The following is a 15379-nucleotide window of genomic DNA, read 5'->3' as shown; positions in this document are numbered from 1 at the left end:
CTAGGCGATCAGCTGCTGGAGCGCGGCCGAAATAGATGCGACGCTGGAGAACACGCTGCGCGACAGCATGTGGTCTGGAAATTCGACGTCAAACTCGCCTTCCAAGCCCAGCATCACGTTGACGCTGGCGTGTGAGGTCATGCCTGCCTGCTGCAAGTCGGCGTCCCGTGCCAAGGTCTGTGCGTCTTGGGACAGACGTCCATGGGCTGCCAAGACGGTGCGGATGCGGGATTCAAGGTCGTTCATAGTCAGCAAAAGTTCAAATCGGGAGAGAGGGCAAAAGCACCATGGTGGCATGCGACAGCAAGCTGCGCATAATAATACAATTGGTTACAACCATAGGCGGCGCGCCGCAGCGATCTATCAGGGATTCACCGTGACAACAGCCTCTACCACCAGTCCTTCTTGGGCCTGGGTCAAACAGCTACAAAGCCCCCAGATAGCGGCACAGCACGCCCATGATGTGGACCAACAGGCACGCTTTCCGCGCGAATCTTTGGCCGCATTCCAGTCCGAAAAGCTATTGAATGCACCCGTGTCTGTAGCAATGGGTGGCAAGGGTCTGACCATGCGGGGTCAGTGCGAGCTCGTTGCGCTGATTGCACAACGGTGCGGCTCCAGTGCCATGGTCTTGGCCATGCACTACAGCCAGCTGGCCTGCCTCACCCGCAACGCACAGGGCAGCGCGTTCTTCACCCAGTACTTGCGAGATATGGCGGACAAGCAGTGGCTTTTGGGTTCTATGACGTCTGAAGTGGGCACGTTCGGAGACACGCGTTCTAGCATCTGTGCGGTGGAGCGCGAGGGCGATCAATTTGTACTTAACAAGGAAGCAACGACCGGCTCGTACTGTGCCTATGCCGACGCCATTTTGGTAACTGCACGCCGCGCCAGCGATGCACAGGCTAGCGACCAGGTGCTGGTCTTGGTGGACAAGCACCAAGCACAGCTCACACACAACGGCGTGTGGGACACCATGGGCATGCGCGGAACCTGCAGTCCGGGCTTTAGTTTGCGCAGCCAAGGAGGCATAGAACAAGTTTTTCCGACTCCGTACTCAGAGATCGCATCGCAAAGCATGGTGCCTTACTCGCATACCTTGTGGTCCGCTTTGTGGTGGGGCTTGGCGTACTCGGCCTATGACAAAGCCGCTACCTTGGTGCGCAACCAAGCACGCAAGAACCCGGGCCAGGTGCCACCGGCTGCGACGCGCTTGGCGGAGCTCATGGTCAAAGTGCAAGCCATGCGGCGCCATTGGCAAGGTGTGGCGGACGAATTTGATGCGTTGGTGGAACAAGGGTCGGATACCAATACCTTGCAAGAAATGGGCTGGGCCTTGCAGTTCAATAGCTTGAAGACGGCCGCTTCACAAGCGGCCCCCGCCATCATTCAAGACGCCTTGCTCATCTTGGGAATCCCCGGTTTTAACAACCAAGGTCCCTTGAGTGTGAGCCGGGCCTTGCGCGATTCACTCTCGGGGGCACTCATGGTGTCCAATGAACGAATAGCCGCCAAGAGCGCCTCGATGCTGTTGGTCTACAAAGACCAATGACCGCATTGCCCCTACTGTCTCAACGAGCCAAGCGAGCGAAGCTATGACCCAGATCACCAGCGAAGAAACCCGTGCATTCAAAGCGGCCCTGGAGGCGCAAGGCTTTCTGTTGCCCTCAGGCGTGCGGGGTGTCAATGGCTTTGGCCCCGCGTTTGAAGACATTTTGCAGCGCTTCAATGCCTTGGTCTCACGTGTTGCCGCGGATGACAAGGCAGAGGAGCTCACCTTCCCCCCTGTGGTGCCACGGGCGTTGATTGAAAAGATGGGCTACCTCGGAAACTTTCCGCATTTGATTGGGTCAGTGCACAGCTTTTTTGGCAGTGACGCCAAGGCCCGTGAGATGGCAGACCAGGCCAGCAATGGCGAGCGATGGGAAGCCGCACTCGACATTACCGACGTGATGATGACCCCCGCGGCTTGCTACCCCGTGTACCCCTTGTTTAGCGGAAAGCTCTCGCCCAACGGGCGTTTGGTGACCACGCTCAACTGGATTTTTCGGCACGAGCCTTCCGATGAGCCCACCCGTTTTCAGTCGTTTCGCATGCGCGAGTTCATTCGGGTCGGCCCATCCGACGTCGTTGTGGCATGGCGCGACCAGTGGCTGGAGCGTGCGCGCACCTTGTTGCTTGACCTTGGACTGCCTGTAGAGAGTGATGTCGCTAACGACCCGTTTTTCGGCCGCGTGGGCAAAATGCTGGCAGCCAACCAGCGCGACCAAAAACTCAAGTTTGAACTCAAGGTGCCTGTGATATCGAGCACCGACCCTACCGCCATTTGTTCGTTCAATTGGCACCAAGAGCATTTCAGTTCCAAGTTTGGCATTCAAGATGCTGATGATCGGCTGGCACACACCGCCTGTCTCGGGTTCGGCTTGGAGCGCGTGACCTTGGCGCTGCTCAAAACGCATGGTCTGGACACCACCCTGTGGCCTGCGGCCACCCGCGCCTTGCTGTGGCCATGATGCCCACCAAGGTCCAAGCCATCCAGGGGCTAGATGCGGCCCACTACCCGCGCCACGCCTTGCATGCCAGCCACGCGCTCTGGACTGAAAAAAACTGTTACATCGACCTCTGGATAGAAATCTTGCACGCCAAAGGCTTGGAGCCCTTGGCCATGCTGCCCTTTGTGGCGCAAATGGATTTCGAAGGCGACCAGTGGACGTTTTTCAAACCATCGCACGATGAGCTGCGCAGTTTGTACGGCATCAAAGTGCATGAGCTCACCGTGTGGAAGCCCTTGCTGGAGCATGCGCTGGAGCATTTGTCCGCTGGCCGCTTGATCTGTGTGGAAGTCGATGCCTATTACTTGCCGGACACCCAAGGCACCGACTACCGCCATAAGCACAGCAAAACGACAATTGCCATTAACGCCGTGGACACTGAGGCACAAGAGCTAGGGTATTTCCACAATGCGGGTTATTTTGTGGCGCAGGGGGAGGACTATCACCACCTATTGCCCGCACAGTGGCCAGCGTCGGGCCTGCCTTTGTTTGCGGAGTTGGTGAGTTTTTATGACCCCCCTGTCTGGCAAGGCAGTGCGCTCAAGCAAGCCAGCAAAGCCTTGATGGGCAAGCACGTGGCCTATGCCCCGCTGGTGAATCCTGTCATCCAGTTTGCGCATCGGTTTGCGCAAGAGTTGCCCAAGCTTCAAGCATCGGGGCTGGACAACTACCACGCATGGGCGTTTGCGGGTATTCGCCAGTGGGGTGCCGCCAGCGAGTTGCAGGCGGCTTGGCTGGAATGGTTGCACGAGGAATTGCCACCCGCAGCGCAGCCCGTGCACGCCTTGTTGGCTGGCATGGCGATGGATGCCAAGACTTTGATTTTGAAGGGCGCGCGCGCGGTAGTGTCAAAAAAGGCGTTTGATCCTGTCGCGCAGTTGGCACACAGTGCGGCCGCTTGGGACCAATCCATGGCAGCGCTCAGGGCAGCGTTTCCACCGCCGTCTGCACCGCTCAACTCTTAAGACGTCGGCGCAAGCGGGTTGGACTCGGTGCTACGTTCCTCCAATGTGCCGTCGGCATGCTGGGCAAAACGGCCCCGATCGCGTGCATGCACGGGGTCACTCGCACCCCAAGGCCATCCACCAAATTCGGTACGCTGGTAGTCGGCAAACGCTTGCTGAATTTCGGCGGCGGTGTTCATCACAAACGGGCCATACTGCGCCACAGGCTCGCCGATAGGTCTGCCCTGCAGCACCAAGCACTCTGACTCTGCGTTTCCGTTGATCAACTCCACGGCGTGGTCTGCTTGCAACTCGATGGCGCTATGGCTGTTGACCGCCTGGCCTGCCACCTGCAGCTGTGGGCCCTTGAAAAAATACAGCATGCGCCGGGTTTGGGGGTGCTGCGCAGCAGGTAGCGTCCAACGCGCGCCGGCCGACATTGTGAGCGTCCATATGGCAAGGTCGCTGTGTGGTGCACTGGCCCATGAGTCAGGCGGGGGCGGCAAAGGCTGCATGCCGGACAAGGATCCGGCGATGCACACGACCTCGGTGTGCCCATCTTTTGCGTCGACGTGAACCGTGCGTGGAATGTCTTCGTGCCAAAACATGGTGAAGTGGGGCTTGGCCATTTTGTTTTTGGCAGGCAGGTTGAGCCAGATTTGAAACAGCTCTGTGGGATTGGGTGCGTGTGGGTGGACCAGGGGAAACATTTCGCAGTGCACGATGCCCTGGCCTGCTGTGAGCCACTGCACGTCACCACCGCCAAAGCGGGCCGTGGCCCCCAAAGAGTCGGAGTGGTCGATCAAGCCCTGGCGCGCAATGGTGACCGTCTCAAAGCCCCTGTGCGGGTGGGAGGGAAACCCGGGCACCGTGTCCCCGTGGTACATGCTCCACCCGTCTTGGCCGGCAAAGTCTTGCCCTAGCTTGCGTCCTGCCAAACTGGCTTGGGGGCCTAGCTGCGCATTGCCTGCGGGGTAGGCATCGTGGTGGTGCACGCAAAACAAAAACGGGTCTAGCGTTTGCCACGGAAAGCCCAGCGGGGCCAGGCGGAGGATGGAGGAGGTGCTCATGGTGGGAATGGGGGCTGGGAGTCAGTCAGCTCACATTGTCCTTGGTGTGGGGCTTTTTTGCTGGCCTAGCAGGCCTAGGCCTTGTCAACTACTAAGATCAGGGAATGGATGTTCTGAAATTTCATTGGCGCTTGTTGATCGCCGCCTTGGCTGTCAGTGGTTTGCTGGCGTGGGACCTCGCGCAACGCCCTGTGTCCCCCGCAGAAGCGGCCACCGTGTGGCCAGATACCACAGGCGTCGCACAACCCATGGTACTTACCAAAGTAGACCAAGGGCCGGTGCCCATGCCAGCGCAATCTGCAGCTGCCCATGCCAGCACGCTGTTGGTGATGCCAGCAGACTCCGCAGCCCGCTTGCGCATCTTCTGGTTTTCTGGTGAGCGCGAGAGCGGCCCCAATGTGCAAATTGCCACGTCTGAGTGGCGCCGTGCGGACCAAGCCTGGAGTCCGCCGCAGTGGGCCGTGAACCGCCATGTCTTGGGAGCGCAACTGGGCTATGGGGTGCGCCGTTTGGGCAATCCGGTGGCGTGGCTAGACGCAGATGCGCGCATTCACCTCTTTGTGGTGGCGACGGGCGCGGGGGGCTGGGCTGCCAGCCGCATCGTGCATTTGCGCCAGACGCAAGCCAGCCGCGCCGCTGGGGCCGTAGAGTTTGAGCCTATGCCTGCACTGCCCGTGTCGTGGCTCTGGAATACCAGCTATTTGGTGCGCAGTTCCCCCTTGCCCTTGGCTGATGGGGGGATGGTTTTACCAGTGCATTTTGAACTGGGCATCAAGCACCCGGCGGCTTTGCGCTTTGATCGCTACGGTGGGCTTATGGGTATCAGCCGCATCAGCGGGCGTGGCTACGCCTTGCAGCCCACACTGCTAGCCCAAGGTCCGCGTGAGTGGACGGCGCTGATGCGGGACGAGCGCGCCCAGGGGCGTGTGCTGGCCGCCCGCACGCAGGACGGGGGGCGCAGTTGGCAAGACCTGCCCGATCTGAGTTTGATCAATCCCGACTCCTCGGTTGCTGGGCTGGGCTTGGCGCCGGGGTTTGGGGTGCTGGTACACAACAGTTCGCCGGGCTCCAGGGCGGTGATGGACTTGAGCGTGTCCGGAAACGGTCAAGACTGGAGACTTTTGAACCGTATGGCTGAGGGAGCACCGGATGACGAATTCTCTTATCCCGCCTTGGCATGGGAGCAGGGCAACTTGTGGGTGAGCTACACCGTAGACCGCAAGACTATTTCGTGGCAGCGGTTTTCAACAAACGGCGCTGACAAGGCGGTGACCCCATGAGCGGCTTTAGCGTACCGGCTTTGCTGCAACACCTGCGTGAGGCACCGTCTTCTCTGGGTGCCACCGACACCTTGGTTCTGCCGCTTCCTCAGGTGGCAAGTGCTTGGCTGTATGTGGCATGGGGCTTGGTCTTGGCTTGGGGGTTAGGGGCCTTGGTGCAAAGTTTCGCAGCACGTGTTGGCCTGCATGCGCACGGTTTGCTAGCACGGCGAGTGGCCGCCGTGCTCGCGTTTGGGTGGGCCTGGGTGCCAGGCCCTTGGGGGCCGGTACATTGGTTGGGGCTGGCGTTTCTGGCACCGAGTGTGGGCACTGCCTTGTTGTCTGCCGCGTGTGTCTGGGGCTGCGCCCGCCCCCTGTCGGTTGCTCGCAGAGGTCTGTGGTTCCTGCCTGTGTGCGGGGTGCTGCTAGGGTGGGTTTTGTTGTTGGACACCTTTGCCTTGTTGCCTGGCGAGTGGTATGCCTTTGGCTTTAGTGCAGCCGCGGTTTGGGTGGTGGCGGCCGTGGCCTGTGTGCCATGGTTGTTTTGGGGCACGGCGCAGACGCGGTGGATCTGGGCTTTGTTGCCAATCGTAGTGCTGGTGTTTGTGGCACTGCGCTTGCCCACGGGCAATGTGTGGGATGCCGTCTTGGACCCCTGGCTGTGGCTGGTTTTGCAGGGGATGTTGGTGCGCAAGGTTTTGGCGCTTCGACGCTCTCGCAAGCGGCTATGAACCAAGCGCCTGCCCCATCAGAGGTTTTCGCCCAGCTGTGGGCCTTGGGAGAGCTATCTCCGCAGGCCTTGGGGTACCTGCGCTTGACGGGTTGCGACCCTGTATTGCCCAGCTCGTTTGCCGTGGGCACTGCCGCGCAGGTCAGCATAGCTGCGGCCGCGCTGGCAGCGTGTGAACTGGGGGCGGTGCGTGGGCAAGCCCGGCAAGATGTGGCGGTGGACATGGCACAAGCCGCCATGGAGTGCCAAGGCTGGTACAGCCTAGATGGCGTGGTGCCGGACCCTTGGGATGCCTTGTCAGGTCTGTACCGCTGTGCCGACGGCTGGGTGCGTTTGCACACCAATTTTGCGCACCATCGCCTGGGTGTTTTGGCGCTATTGGGTTTGCCGCCCAGCACGGGTGAGCGCGACACCGTGCAAGACGCGGTAGCGCAGTGGCGAGCGGTGGATCTGGAAACACAGGCCGCAGAGCGGGGCTTGGTCGTCGCTGCCGTGCGCAGCTTTGAGCAATGGGACGCCCATGCCCAGGGCCAAGCCATCGCGGCCCAGCCACTCTTTACCTTGGAGCGCATGGCTGACGGCCCGGTACTGCCTTTGCCACAGCTTGGCGCAGCGCAGCGGCCTTTGCATGGTGTGCGGGTGTTAGACCTGACCCGCATCGTGGCAGGCCCGGTGGCGGGGCGCACCTTGGCGGCGCTGGGTGCGGATGTGATGCTGGTGAACAGTCCCCATCTTCCGAACATCGACATGATCGCGGAGGCCAGTCGTGGCAAGCGGTCGGTGCATGTGGACTTGCGGGATCCCGCACAGCGCCAGCAAATGAACGCCTTGGTGGCAGGCAGCCATGTGTTTGTTCAGGGCTACCGCCCCGGGGGCCTCGATGCCCTGGGTTATTCCCCTGCGCAACTGGCGCACTTACGCCCAGGGCTGGTCATTGTGTCTTTGAGTGCTTACTCCGAACAAGGGCCATGGGCTGGGCGGCGTGGTTTTGACTCCTTGGTGCAAACAGCGGCTGGCTTCAATACGGCAGAGGCACAGGCCGCCGGGGTAGAAAAACCCCAGGCATTGCCCGTGCAGATACTCGACTACGCCACCGGCTACTTGATGGCATTTGCCAGCAGTGCGGCCTTGGTCCGCCAGCAGCAAGAAGGTGGGACCTGGTTGGTGCGGGTGTCACTCGCCCAAACCGCGCACTGGTTGCGCAGCATGGGCCAAGTTGCAGCGGGTTGGGGGATACGCGCCCCCAGCGTGCCAGAACGTACGCATTATTTGGAGTCCTATGCCACCGGGTTTGGCGCGCTTGTCGCCATGCGGCATAGCGCCAAACTGTCGCGCACGCCCGTAGGCTGGAGTCGTCCAGCCATGCCCCCCGGTTCCCACCCGCCGGTGTGGTGAGTGTGAGTCAAAAGTATTGCAGCCGCACGTAGATACTGGGCGTGCAGCTATATTTTTGATAGCTTGCTCGGAAAATGTGCCCAGGAGGCGTGCAAGGGGTGCTATCAGTTGCGGGTGGGCACGACGAGCCATTCTTTGCGGAACAACCACGTCTGGGGGTACCACAGGTTGGAGAGTGTGACCTCGCCGTCTTTGTGGCGACTTTTCACATGCACTCGGCTGCCCAATATTTCGCAGGCTGGCAGGCAGCTCGGCCCAGTTTCATGGGGTTCGTCTTGCAACCACACCACTGCGTCAAACTCACGCAACAGCGTGTTGAGCCGTTCGTGCCCCGGCATGTCAGGGTACAGCGCTCCCGTGTTGCGGCCTTCCGCGTCGTAGGGCGTGATGCGCGCGCCATGCAGCACAAAGTGGAACCGCTCATACTGGCCGGTAAAGCCGTTGGGTACGGCAACGCGCTGGCCTTGCATACGGGCCTGAACTGCCGCGCCGTAGCCATTGTCTGAGATGGGGGCGACCATCCAACCGAAGGTGGCATACACCGCCAGTACCGCCAGCAATGTGGCGTTGCGTAGGCTTGATTTTGAGAAAAAACAGGCGATTGCGCTCGTCAAACCTGCGCAAGCAGCTATCAAAGTGAGCGCGACTTCAGTGGCGGAGGCAATGTGCAGCTCTCCCATGGTCCAGCCGATGCGGGCCAGCATCACCAAAGCGGGCGCGCAGACCAGCAAGGTGATCCAAAACCAGATCCGTGCGATGCGCCGCCATACCAAGGCCATAGCAATCGCAATGGCGGGCATTGCGGGAATCACGTAGCGTTCGGAGCGTTGGCTGGGGATGGTGAACACCACCAGCCATACCAGCAACCACGCGAGCAGCACCCACTGGCCCGGGCTCAGGTGCTGGTAGGTGCTTGACCTAAAGGCCTTGGTAATTGCCCAGATGCAAAAACCCAGCACCGGAAAGAACAACAAGCCTGCGTTCGCCGGGTAGGCCAAGAGCTGTGTCCACATCGGGTAAGCGCCATACAGTGCGGCGTGCCAGTAGCCTTGCCCACCTGACATCTTGCCCGCGTTCTCTGCCACCACAAACTCTTGCCAGACGGCCGCAGGATCGGGGTCCAAGACGAACCACAGCGCAAAGATGCCCAAGCCTACCAGCGTGCTCCAGGCCAAACCGGTACTGGTTCGAAACCACATGCGCCAGTTCCAGCGGGGGCCCCCCGGTGTGCTGAGCAGCGCGGCACACCCAATAGCGGCTGCGCTGGGCGCCAGTAGCGCAAAGGATTTGTAAGCGGCTCCCAGGCCCATGGCGACACCGATCAGGGTGTAGCCAAGCCAGCCCACGGGCGCAGAACTGGCACTAGGCTGCGCACTTGCGCCAACGCGCACGCACCGCCATAACACCCACCACATGGGCAAGGCCAGCCAAAAGGTTTCGGGTGCTGAGGTGAGGTAGGCGCGGCCATAGCGGAAGGTGCAGAAAAACAGCAAATACAGGCTGGCTGCGATGCAGGCGGTGCGGAGTTTTTCCGTGTGTGCAGCTTCAGCACCGGCGGTAGGCGAGGTGTTGCTCGCTGGCTGTGCCATGTGGTAGGCGAAAAACGCCAGCAAGCCTGTGGTTGCAAACGTGTAAACAATGCTCGGCAGGCGCAGTGCAAAAAGACTCCACTGCTGCCCCCAGTCGCCTGCCACCATAGCTTGCCAAATCAGCAGGGGGGGTTTGGTATTACGGGTGCCCACAAGCTCAGACTGCAGTGGCAACCAGTGTCCGGCTTCGGCCGTCATGCGGGCGATGTGGATGTACACCATCTCATCGCCATTGGTTGGGGCGTAGGGGCTACCGAGGCCCAGCACGTAGAGCGCGAGGGCAGAAAACACCAAGGCATACCAAGGCCAAAGGCGCAAGGGAAAGGCAGGGGAGTGGGCCAACTTAGACATGCCCTATTGTCGCCGCAGCGAAGGGGCGGCAAGCTACCCCTGCGGATGGCCTAGCGCTTCTTAAAGGTCCAGCGGTCGTTGGCTAAAAAGTTGCTCACGCTGGCTATTGCAATGGCAGTGAGGTTGGCCAACAGGTAGTGGACCCATTGTGAGAGCCAGATGGTCAATCCGTACTGCAACAAACTCCCAAACCACGAAGCCGTCGCGTATTTGCCAAACTGACGCAGCATCGTTGTGTTCGTGGACGCAGAAGTCATGGCCTGGCTTTTGACGCGGTCAGACCATGTCCACAGCCGGTTCCAGGTGAAGTTGTTCAGTGTGGCAATGGCAATGGCCAGTGCCAAGGAGGCATACGGCTTGCCCCAGCTGGCTTCAAAGCTTTGAAAAAGGTACTCATGCCCCAAGTGAAGCACGAGCAAGTTCACCACGGTGCCGCTGGCGCCCACCAAACCAAACTTAACAATGCGAAAGCTCTTTAGCCATTCAACGGTGGAAAAAATGCGCGCTTTAAAGCCAGTGGGATGCGTCATGCGAGAGAGGGTTGGGTCGGAGCACTGTTCAAAAATTGCAGTGCGTCGGCCAAAACGGGGTCGGGCGCAATGCGTTTAAGGCATTGATTATCGCCGTCGCAAAAAGTAAGCCTGTGGTTGTAGGCTGTCAGGCAAGGAGAGCAGGCAATGCCGCTTTCCAAAATGATGGTGCGACGCCCCAAGGGACCATAGAGCTTGCCGGTCTCGGGCCCAAAAAACACCATGGTCTGAATAGGTGTCACCGTGGCGAAGTGGCTGGGGCCGCCGTCATTGGTGATGAGCAAGGCGCTGGCATGCATCAACATCAGCAACTCGCGGATGCTTTTGGTATAGCCCGTCAGGTTCAGGCAGGCCTCGTGCCCCACTTGGGCTTGCAGCTCATGGGCCAAGATGGCGTCATCTTTAAGGCCGATCAGCCCTACGGCATAGCCTGCAGCACATAGTCCTTGCACCACCCGTGCATAGTGGCTGGCAGGCCAAGCCCGCTCGGGCAAGATGCCGCCACCGGCATAGACCAGCACCAAGCGCCGATCTTGCGTGACGCGGTGGTCGCTTTCAAGTTTGCTGCGGTATGTCTCAAGCTCTGTGTCGGTGAACTTAACCGAAAGCTCTGTGTCTTCGGGGGTGTCACGTATGGCAGCCGCCCGGTTGCGGGGCATGCTGTCTGGTGCGCTTAGGGCGTCGACCAAGGACAAGAACTGTTTGCTGATGTGCTGGTAAGGGTTGTACGGGATACTATGGTTGATGAAGCTGCCACGGTACAGGCCTTCTTGCGTGTGGGGTGTAAAGCCCACGCGCACCGGGGCCCCGGTGCTGAAAGACAACAAAGCGCTTACGCGTGAAAAAAGCTCGCAATCAATGACCGCGTCCAGCCCGAGGTTGCGCATCCTCAGACTCACTTTGAGAATGTCTGCCACCAGAGACCCGCCGGAACTGTCGTCCAGCGTATGCATGTAGTCTGTCTCGGTCAGCGAGAGGAGCTTGGAGACTTCTTGGTTCTTTTTGAGTTGCAGAATGTGGATCGCAGCACCGGGATACGTGCGGCGCAGCGCTGCAAACATGGGGCCCGCGAGAACGATGCTGCCCATTTCCGACAACAAAATCACCAAAATGTTTTTTGGGGAAGCAGGCATGCGCGCTGGCCCCCCAAAGAGTTGGGTCAAGCGCACCCATGCAGACACCGCGCCGCAGAGTAGCTGGCCGGCCCAGCGGTCAATGAAACGTTGTGTCTGGATGTTCATAGGCGATGGTTTAATTCAAGCCAGCGGCGGCGCGCAGCACTTGGGCCTTGTCGGTGCGTTCCCAAGAGAACTCAGGCTCTTCACGGCCGAAGTGGCCATAAGCCGCAGTCTTCTCGTAGATGGGGCGCAGCAAGTCCAGCATCTGGATGATGCCCTTAGGGCGCAAGTCGAAGTGCTCGTTGACCAGTGCGGCGATTTTCTCATCCGAGATCACACCAGTGCCTTCGGTGTACACGGTCACATTCATGGGCTTAGCCACACCAATGGCGTAGGCCACTTGGATTTGGCATTGCTTGGCCAAACCGGCTGCCACAATGTTCTTGGCCACATAGCGCGCAGCGTAAGCGGCAGAACGGTCCACCTTGGTTGGGTCTTTGCCAGAGAACGCGCCACCACCGTGGGGGCAAGCACCACCATAGGTATCCACAATGATTTTGCGACCCGTCAAACCACAGTCGCCTTGGGGTCCACCGACCACAAAGCGGCCTGTGGGGTTCACCAAATAACGCGTGTCTTTGAGCCACTCCGCAGGCAACACCGGCTTGATGATCTCTTCAATGACGGCATCGATGAACTCTTGCTTCATGGTGGTGCCATTGCTCATCTCTGGGCTGTGCTGGCTAGACAGCACCACCGTATCAATGCTGTGGGGCTTGCCATCCACATAGCGCATGGTTACCTGGCTCTTGGCGTCAGGGCGCAAGAAGGGCAGACGGCCGTCTTTGCGCAGCTGGGCCTGGCGCTCTACCAAGCGATGGGCGTAGTAAATGGGGGCAGGCATGAGCTCAGGGGTCTCATTGCAGGCATAACCAAACATCAAACCTTGGTCGCCGGCACCGGTGTTGAGGTGATCGTCCGACGCATGGTCTACGCCTTGGGCGATATCGTTGGACTGCTTGTCATAGGCCACCAAAACAGCGCAGCCTTTGTAGTCAATGCCGTATTCGGTGTTGTCATAGCCAATGCGCTTGATGGTGTCGCGCGCCACTTGGATGTAATCCACATGGGCGTTGGTGGTGATCTCACCAGCCAGCACGACCAAACCGGTATTGCACAGCGTTTCTGCGGCGACGCGGGATTTGGGGTCTTGTTTGAAGATGGCGTCCAAAATCGCATCCGAGATTTGGTCAGCGACTTTGTCGGGGTGACCTTCTGAGACGGATTCAGACGTGAAGAGGAAGTCATTGGCCATGTTTAACGCTCCAGTTGCAAGTTCGGGATCATAAGTTCTTGTCCGCGTTGCTTGGACCGGATGGCCTTTTGCGAACGCGCAGGTGGACAGGTTCAGCCGCCGATGTGCTGGGTAAACCGAGTGTGGATGCTGCCCATAGTCTCTTTGCTCAAGCGGTTGCCATACTGACTGACCACCTGACCTGCCGCTTGGTTGGCCAGCCATGCGGCTTGGGTCACACTGTGGCCGTGCGTAACCGCATACAAAAACGCGCCAGAAAACATGTCGCCTGCGCCATTGGTGTCCAGCGCCTGCACGTTTGCGGCAGGAACTGCGGTTTGCTCCTCGCCGTGCAAGACGATGCAACCTTGGCTACCACGGGTCAGGCATACGGTTTTGGCCAGCGTACGGATTTGGCTGCAAATTGCAGCTAAGTCTGTGGACCCGCACCAGACTTGGGCTTCTTCTTCATTGCAAAAAAGGTAGTCCAGTCCATCGCCAATGATGGCTTCTAGGCCAGCGCGGCAGTACTGGATCATGGTCATGTCGCTCAGGGTGGTGGCCAACAATACGCCCGCATCCTTTGCTATTTTTTTGCCCTGCAAGGCTGCATCCAAACCCGTGGGTGATGCCGCCAAATAGCCCTCCATGTAGTACACCTTGGCCTTGCGAAGACTGTCTTCATCCAGCGCGGTGTGATCCAAGTCTGCAGTGGCGCCCAAAAACGTCGACATGCTGCGCTCGGTGTCTGGAGTGACCATCACGATGCAAGTGCCAGTCTGTCCCGCTGTCGGTTGGGTGCGGCTAAGGTTGGAGTCGACTCCGTTGTCTGCCAAGTCTTGGGTAAAGAATGCACCAAGACCGTCATCCGCCACGCGGCACGAGTAGAAGGACGAGCCACCCAATTGGGCGCAGGCGACAACCGTATTGGCCGCGGAGCCCCCACCTGTGCGACGCGCGTGCAAGCCTTGGAGGGCCTGCAGCAGATCAGCACGACGCGTTGCGTCGATCAGGGTCATGTGCCGCTTTTCGACGGCCATGGCCTGCAGTTGGGCGTCACTCACTTCGTATTCAGCGTCTACCAAGGCATTGCCGATGGCATAGATGTCGTAGTGCTGGGCTGCGTTAGGTTTGAAGTTGGGCATGAAAACTGTGCGTCGAATGATGTCTGGGAGTGGGCGAAGCCAGTGGTTTAATTCAAGCCAGCGGCGGCGCGCAGCACTTGGGCCTTGTCGGTGCGTTCCCAAGAGAACTCAGGCTCTTCACGGCCAAAGTGGCCATAAGCCGCAGTCTTCTCGTAGATGGGGCGCAGCAAGTCCAGCATCTGGATGATGCCCTTAGGGCGCAAGTCGAAGTGCTCGTTGACCAGTGCGGCGATTTTCTCATCCGAGATCACACCAGTGCCTTCGGTGTACACGGTCACATTCATGGGCTTAGCCACACCAATGGCGTAGGCCACTTGGATTTGGCATTGCTTGGCCAAACCGGCTGCCACAATGTTCTTGGCCACATAGCGCGCAGCGTAAGCGGCAGAACGGTCCACCTTGGTTGGGTCTTTGCCAGAGAACGCGCCACCACCGTGGGGGCAAGCACCACCATAGGTATCCACAATGATTTTGCGACCCGTCAAACCACAGTCGCCTTGGGGTCCACCGACCACAAAGCGGCCTGTGGGGTTCACCAAATAACGCGTGTCTTTGAGCCACTCCGCAGGCAACACCGGCTTGATGATCTCTTCAATGACGGCATCGATGAACTCTTGCTTCATGGTGGTGCCATTGCTCATCTCTGGGCTGTGCTGGCTAGACAGCACCACCGTATCAATGCTGTGGGGCTTGCCATCCACATAGCGCATGGTTACCTGGCTCTTGGCGTCAGGGCGCAAGAAGGGCAGACGGCCGTCTTTGCGCAGCTGGGCCTGGCGCTCTACCAAGCGATGGGCGTAGTAAATGGGGGCAGGCATGAGCTCAGGGGTCTCATTGCAGGCATAACCAAACATCAAACCTTGGTCGCCGGCACCGGTGTTGAGGTGATCGTCCGACGCATGGTCTACGCCTTGGGCGATATCGTTGGACTGCTTGTCATAGGCCACCAAAACAGCGCAGCCTTTGTAGTCAATGCCATATTCGGTGTTGTCATAGCCAATGCGCTTGATGGTGTCGCGCGCCACTTGGATGTAATCCACATGGGCGTTGGTGGTGATCTCACCAGCCAGCACGACCAAACCGGTATTGCACAGCGTTTCTGCGGCGACGCGGGATTTGGGGTCTTGTTTGAAGATGGCGTCCAAAATCGCATCCGAGATTTGGTCAGCGACTTTGTCGGGGTGACCTTCTGAGACGGATTCAGACGTGAAGAGGAAGTCATTGGCCATGTTTAACGCTCCAGTTGCAAGTTCGGGATCATAAGTTCTTGTCCGCGTTGCTTGGACCGGATGGCCTTTTGCGAACGCTTTAGCAGATGTCTTGTCATTGACAAGGCACAATGGCGCTCCTACTTAGAATAGCCCTTGTGAGTGCCGCCCTGCAAGTAGTTCCATAACTCAGC

The 15379-nt window shown here is 59.3% G+C and carries 14 protein-coding genes; 6 read left to right on the top strand and 8 right to left on the bottom strand.

The window, feature by feature from the left end; translation table 11 throughout:
* Positions 1-246 carry an acyl carrier protein gene (locus EXZ61_RS17470; RefSeq protein ID WP_142812968.1) on the bottom strand — a complete coding sequence of 82 codons (246 nt, stop codon included), beginning with the start codon at positions 244-246 and terminating at the stop codon, positions 1-3.
* 130 nt (positions 247-376) lie between these two features.
* Between EXZ61_RS17470 and EXZ61_RS17465 the strand changes: the two genes are divergently transcribed.
* Genes EXZ61_RS17465 through EXZ61_RS17455 form a run of 3 tightly spaced genes read left to right on the top strand, consistent with a single transcriptional unit; the run spans position 377 to position 3517 of the window.
* Complete coding sequence (locus EXZ61_RS17465) at positions 377-1552, top strand: acyl-CoA dehydrogenase family protein (protein ID WP_168224803.1); 1176 nt, start codon at positions 377-379, stop codon at positions 1550-1552.
* Positions 1553-1595: 43 nt separating this feature from the next.
* Complete coding sequence (locus tag EXZ61_RS17460) at positions 1596-2513, top strand: amino acid--[acyl-carrier-protein] ligase (RefSeq protein ID WP_142812966.1); 918 nt, start codon at positions 1596-1598, stop codon at positions 2511-2513.
* Positions 2510-3517, top strand: a complete 1008-nt coding sequence (locus EXZ61_RS17455) for a DUF1839 family protein (protein WP_142812965.1) — start codon at positions 2510-2512, stop codon at positions 3515-3517. Before EXZ61_RS17460 ends, EXZ61_RS17455 begins: the two co-directional genes overlap by 4 nt.
* Here EXZ61_RS17455 and EXZ61_RS17450 read toward each other — a convergent pair.
* Positions 3514-4566 (bottom strand): pirin family protein, encoded by a 1053-nt coding sequence (locus EXZ61_RS17450; RefSeq protein ID WP_142812964.1) that lies wholly within the window; start codon positions 4564-4566, stop codon positions 3514-3516. The genes EXZ61_RS17455 and EXZ61_RS17450 overlap by 4 nt on opposite strands.
* A 104-nt stretch (positions 4567-4670) precedes the next feature.
* On the opposite strand from EXZ61_RS17450, the gene EXZ61_RS17445 reads away from it, so the two are divergent.
* The 3 genes from EXZ61_RS17445 to EXZ61_RS17435 are packed head-to-tail and all read left to right on the top strand — an operon-like array spanning position 4671 to position 7950.
* Positions 4671-5846 carry an exo-alpha-sialidase gene (locus tag EXZ61_RS17445; protein WP_142812963.1) on the top strand — a complete coding sequence of 392 codons (1176 nt, stop codon included), beginning with the start codon at positions 4671-4673 and terminating at the stop codon, positions 5844-5846.
* Positions 5843-6556, top strand: coding sequence for a hypothetical protein (locus tag EXZ61_RS17440; protein ID WP_142812962.1), 714 nt, complete (start codon positions 5843-5845; stop codon positions 6554-6556). Before EXZ61_RS17445 ends, EXZ61_RS17440 begins: the two co-directional genes overlap by 4 nt.
* Positions 6553-7950, top strand: coding sequence for a CoA transferase (locus EXZ61_RS17435; RefSeq protein ID WP_142812961.1), 1398 nt, complete (start codon positions 6553-6555; stop codon positions 7948-7950). Before EXZ61_RS17440 ends, EXZ61_RS17435 begins: the two co-directional genes overlap by 4 nt.
* A 104-nt stretch (positions 7951-8054) precedes the next feature.
* Here EXZ61_RS17435 and EXZ61_RS17430 read toward each other — a convergent pair whose 3' ends face one another.
* The 6 genes from EXZ61_RS17430 to metK (EXZ61_RS17405) form a co-directional block, all read right to left on the bottom strand.
* Positions 8055-9890, bottom strand: coding sequence for an ArnT family glycosyltransferase (locus tag EXZ61_RS17430; protein WP_142812960.1), 1836 nt, complete (start codon positions 9888-9890; stop codon positions 8055-8057).
* A 50-nt stretch (positions 9891-9940) separates the two neighbouring features.
* Entirely contained in the window at positions 9941-10420 is a 480-nt protein-coding gene (locus EXZ61_RS17425; RefSeq protein ID WP_142812959.1) for a GtrA family protein, read from the bottom strand.
* Complete coding sequence (locus EXZ61_RS17420) at positions 10417-11661, bottom strand: glycosyltransferase family 9 protein (RefSeq protein ID WP_142812958.1); 1245 nt, start codon at positions 11659-11661, stop codon at positions 10417-10419. The genes EXZ61_RS17425 and EXZ61_RS17420 overlap by 4 nt, the downstream gene beginning before the upstream one ends.
* Positions 11662-11671: 10 nt before the next feature.
* Positions 11672-12853: a methionine adenosyltransferase gene (metK, locus tag EXZ61_RS17415; RefSeq protein WP_142812956.1), complete on the bottom strand. Its 1182-nt coding sequence runs from the start codon at positions 12851-12853 to the stop codon at positions 11672-11674.
* Positions 12854-12945: 92 nt separating this feature from the next.
* The gene (locus EXZ61_RS17410) at positions 12946-13977 is read right to left on the bottom strand and encodes an adenosine kinase (protein WP_142812957.1); all 1032 of its coding nucleotides are present in this window, start codon (positions 13975-13977) and stop codon (positions 12946-12948) included.
* Positions 13978-14024: 47 nt separating this feature from the next.
* Positions 14025-15206, bottom strand: a complete 1182-nt coding sequence (gene metK / locus EXZ61_RS17405; RefSeq protein WP_142812956.1) for a methionine adenosyltransferase — start codon at positions 15204-15206, stop codon at positions 14025-14027.
* Between the last annotated feature and the right edge of the window lie 173 nt (positions 15207-15379).

The organism is Rhodoferax aquaticus (assembly GCF_006974105.1).
GTDB classification, from domain to species: Bacteria; Pseudomonadota; Gammaproteobacteria; order Burkholderiales; family Burkholderiaceae_C; genus Allorhodoferax; species Allorhodoferax aquaticus_A.
Note: the sequence above shows the minus strand (reverse complement) of the source record. Positions and strands in the feature narration are given on the sequence as shown.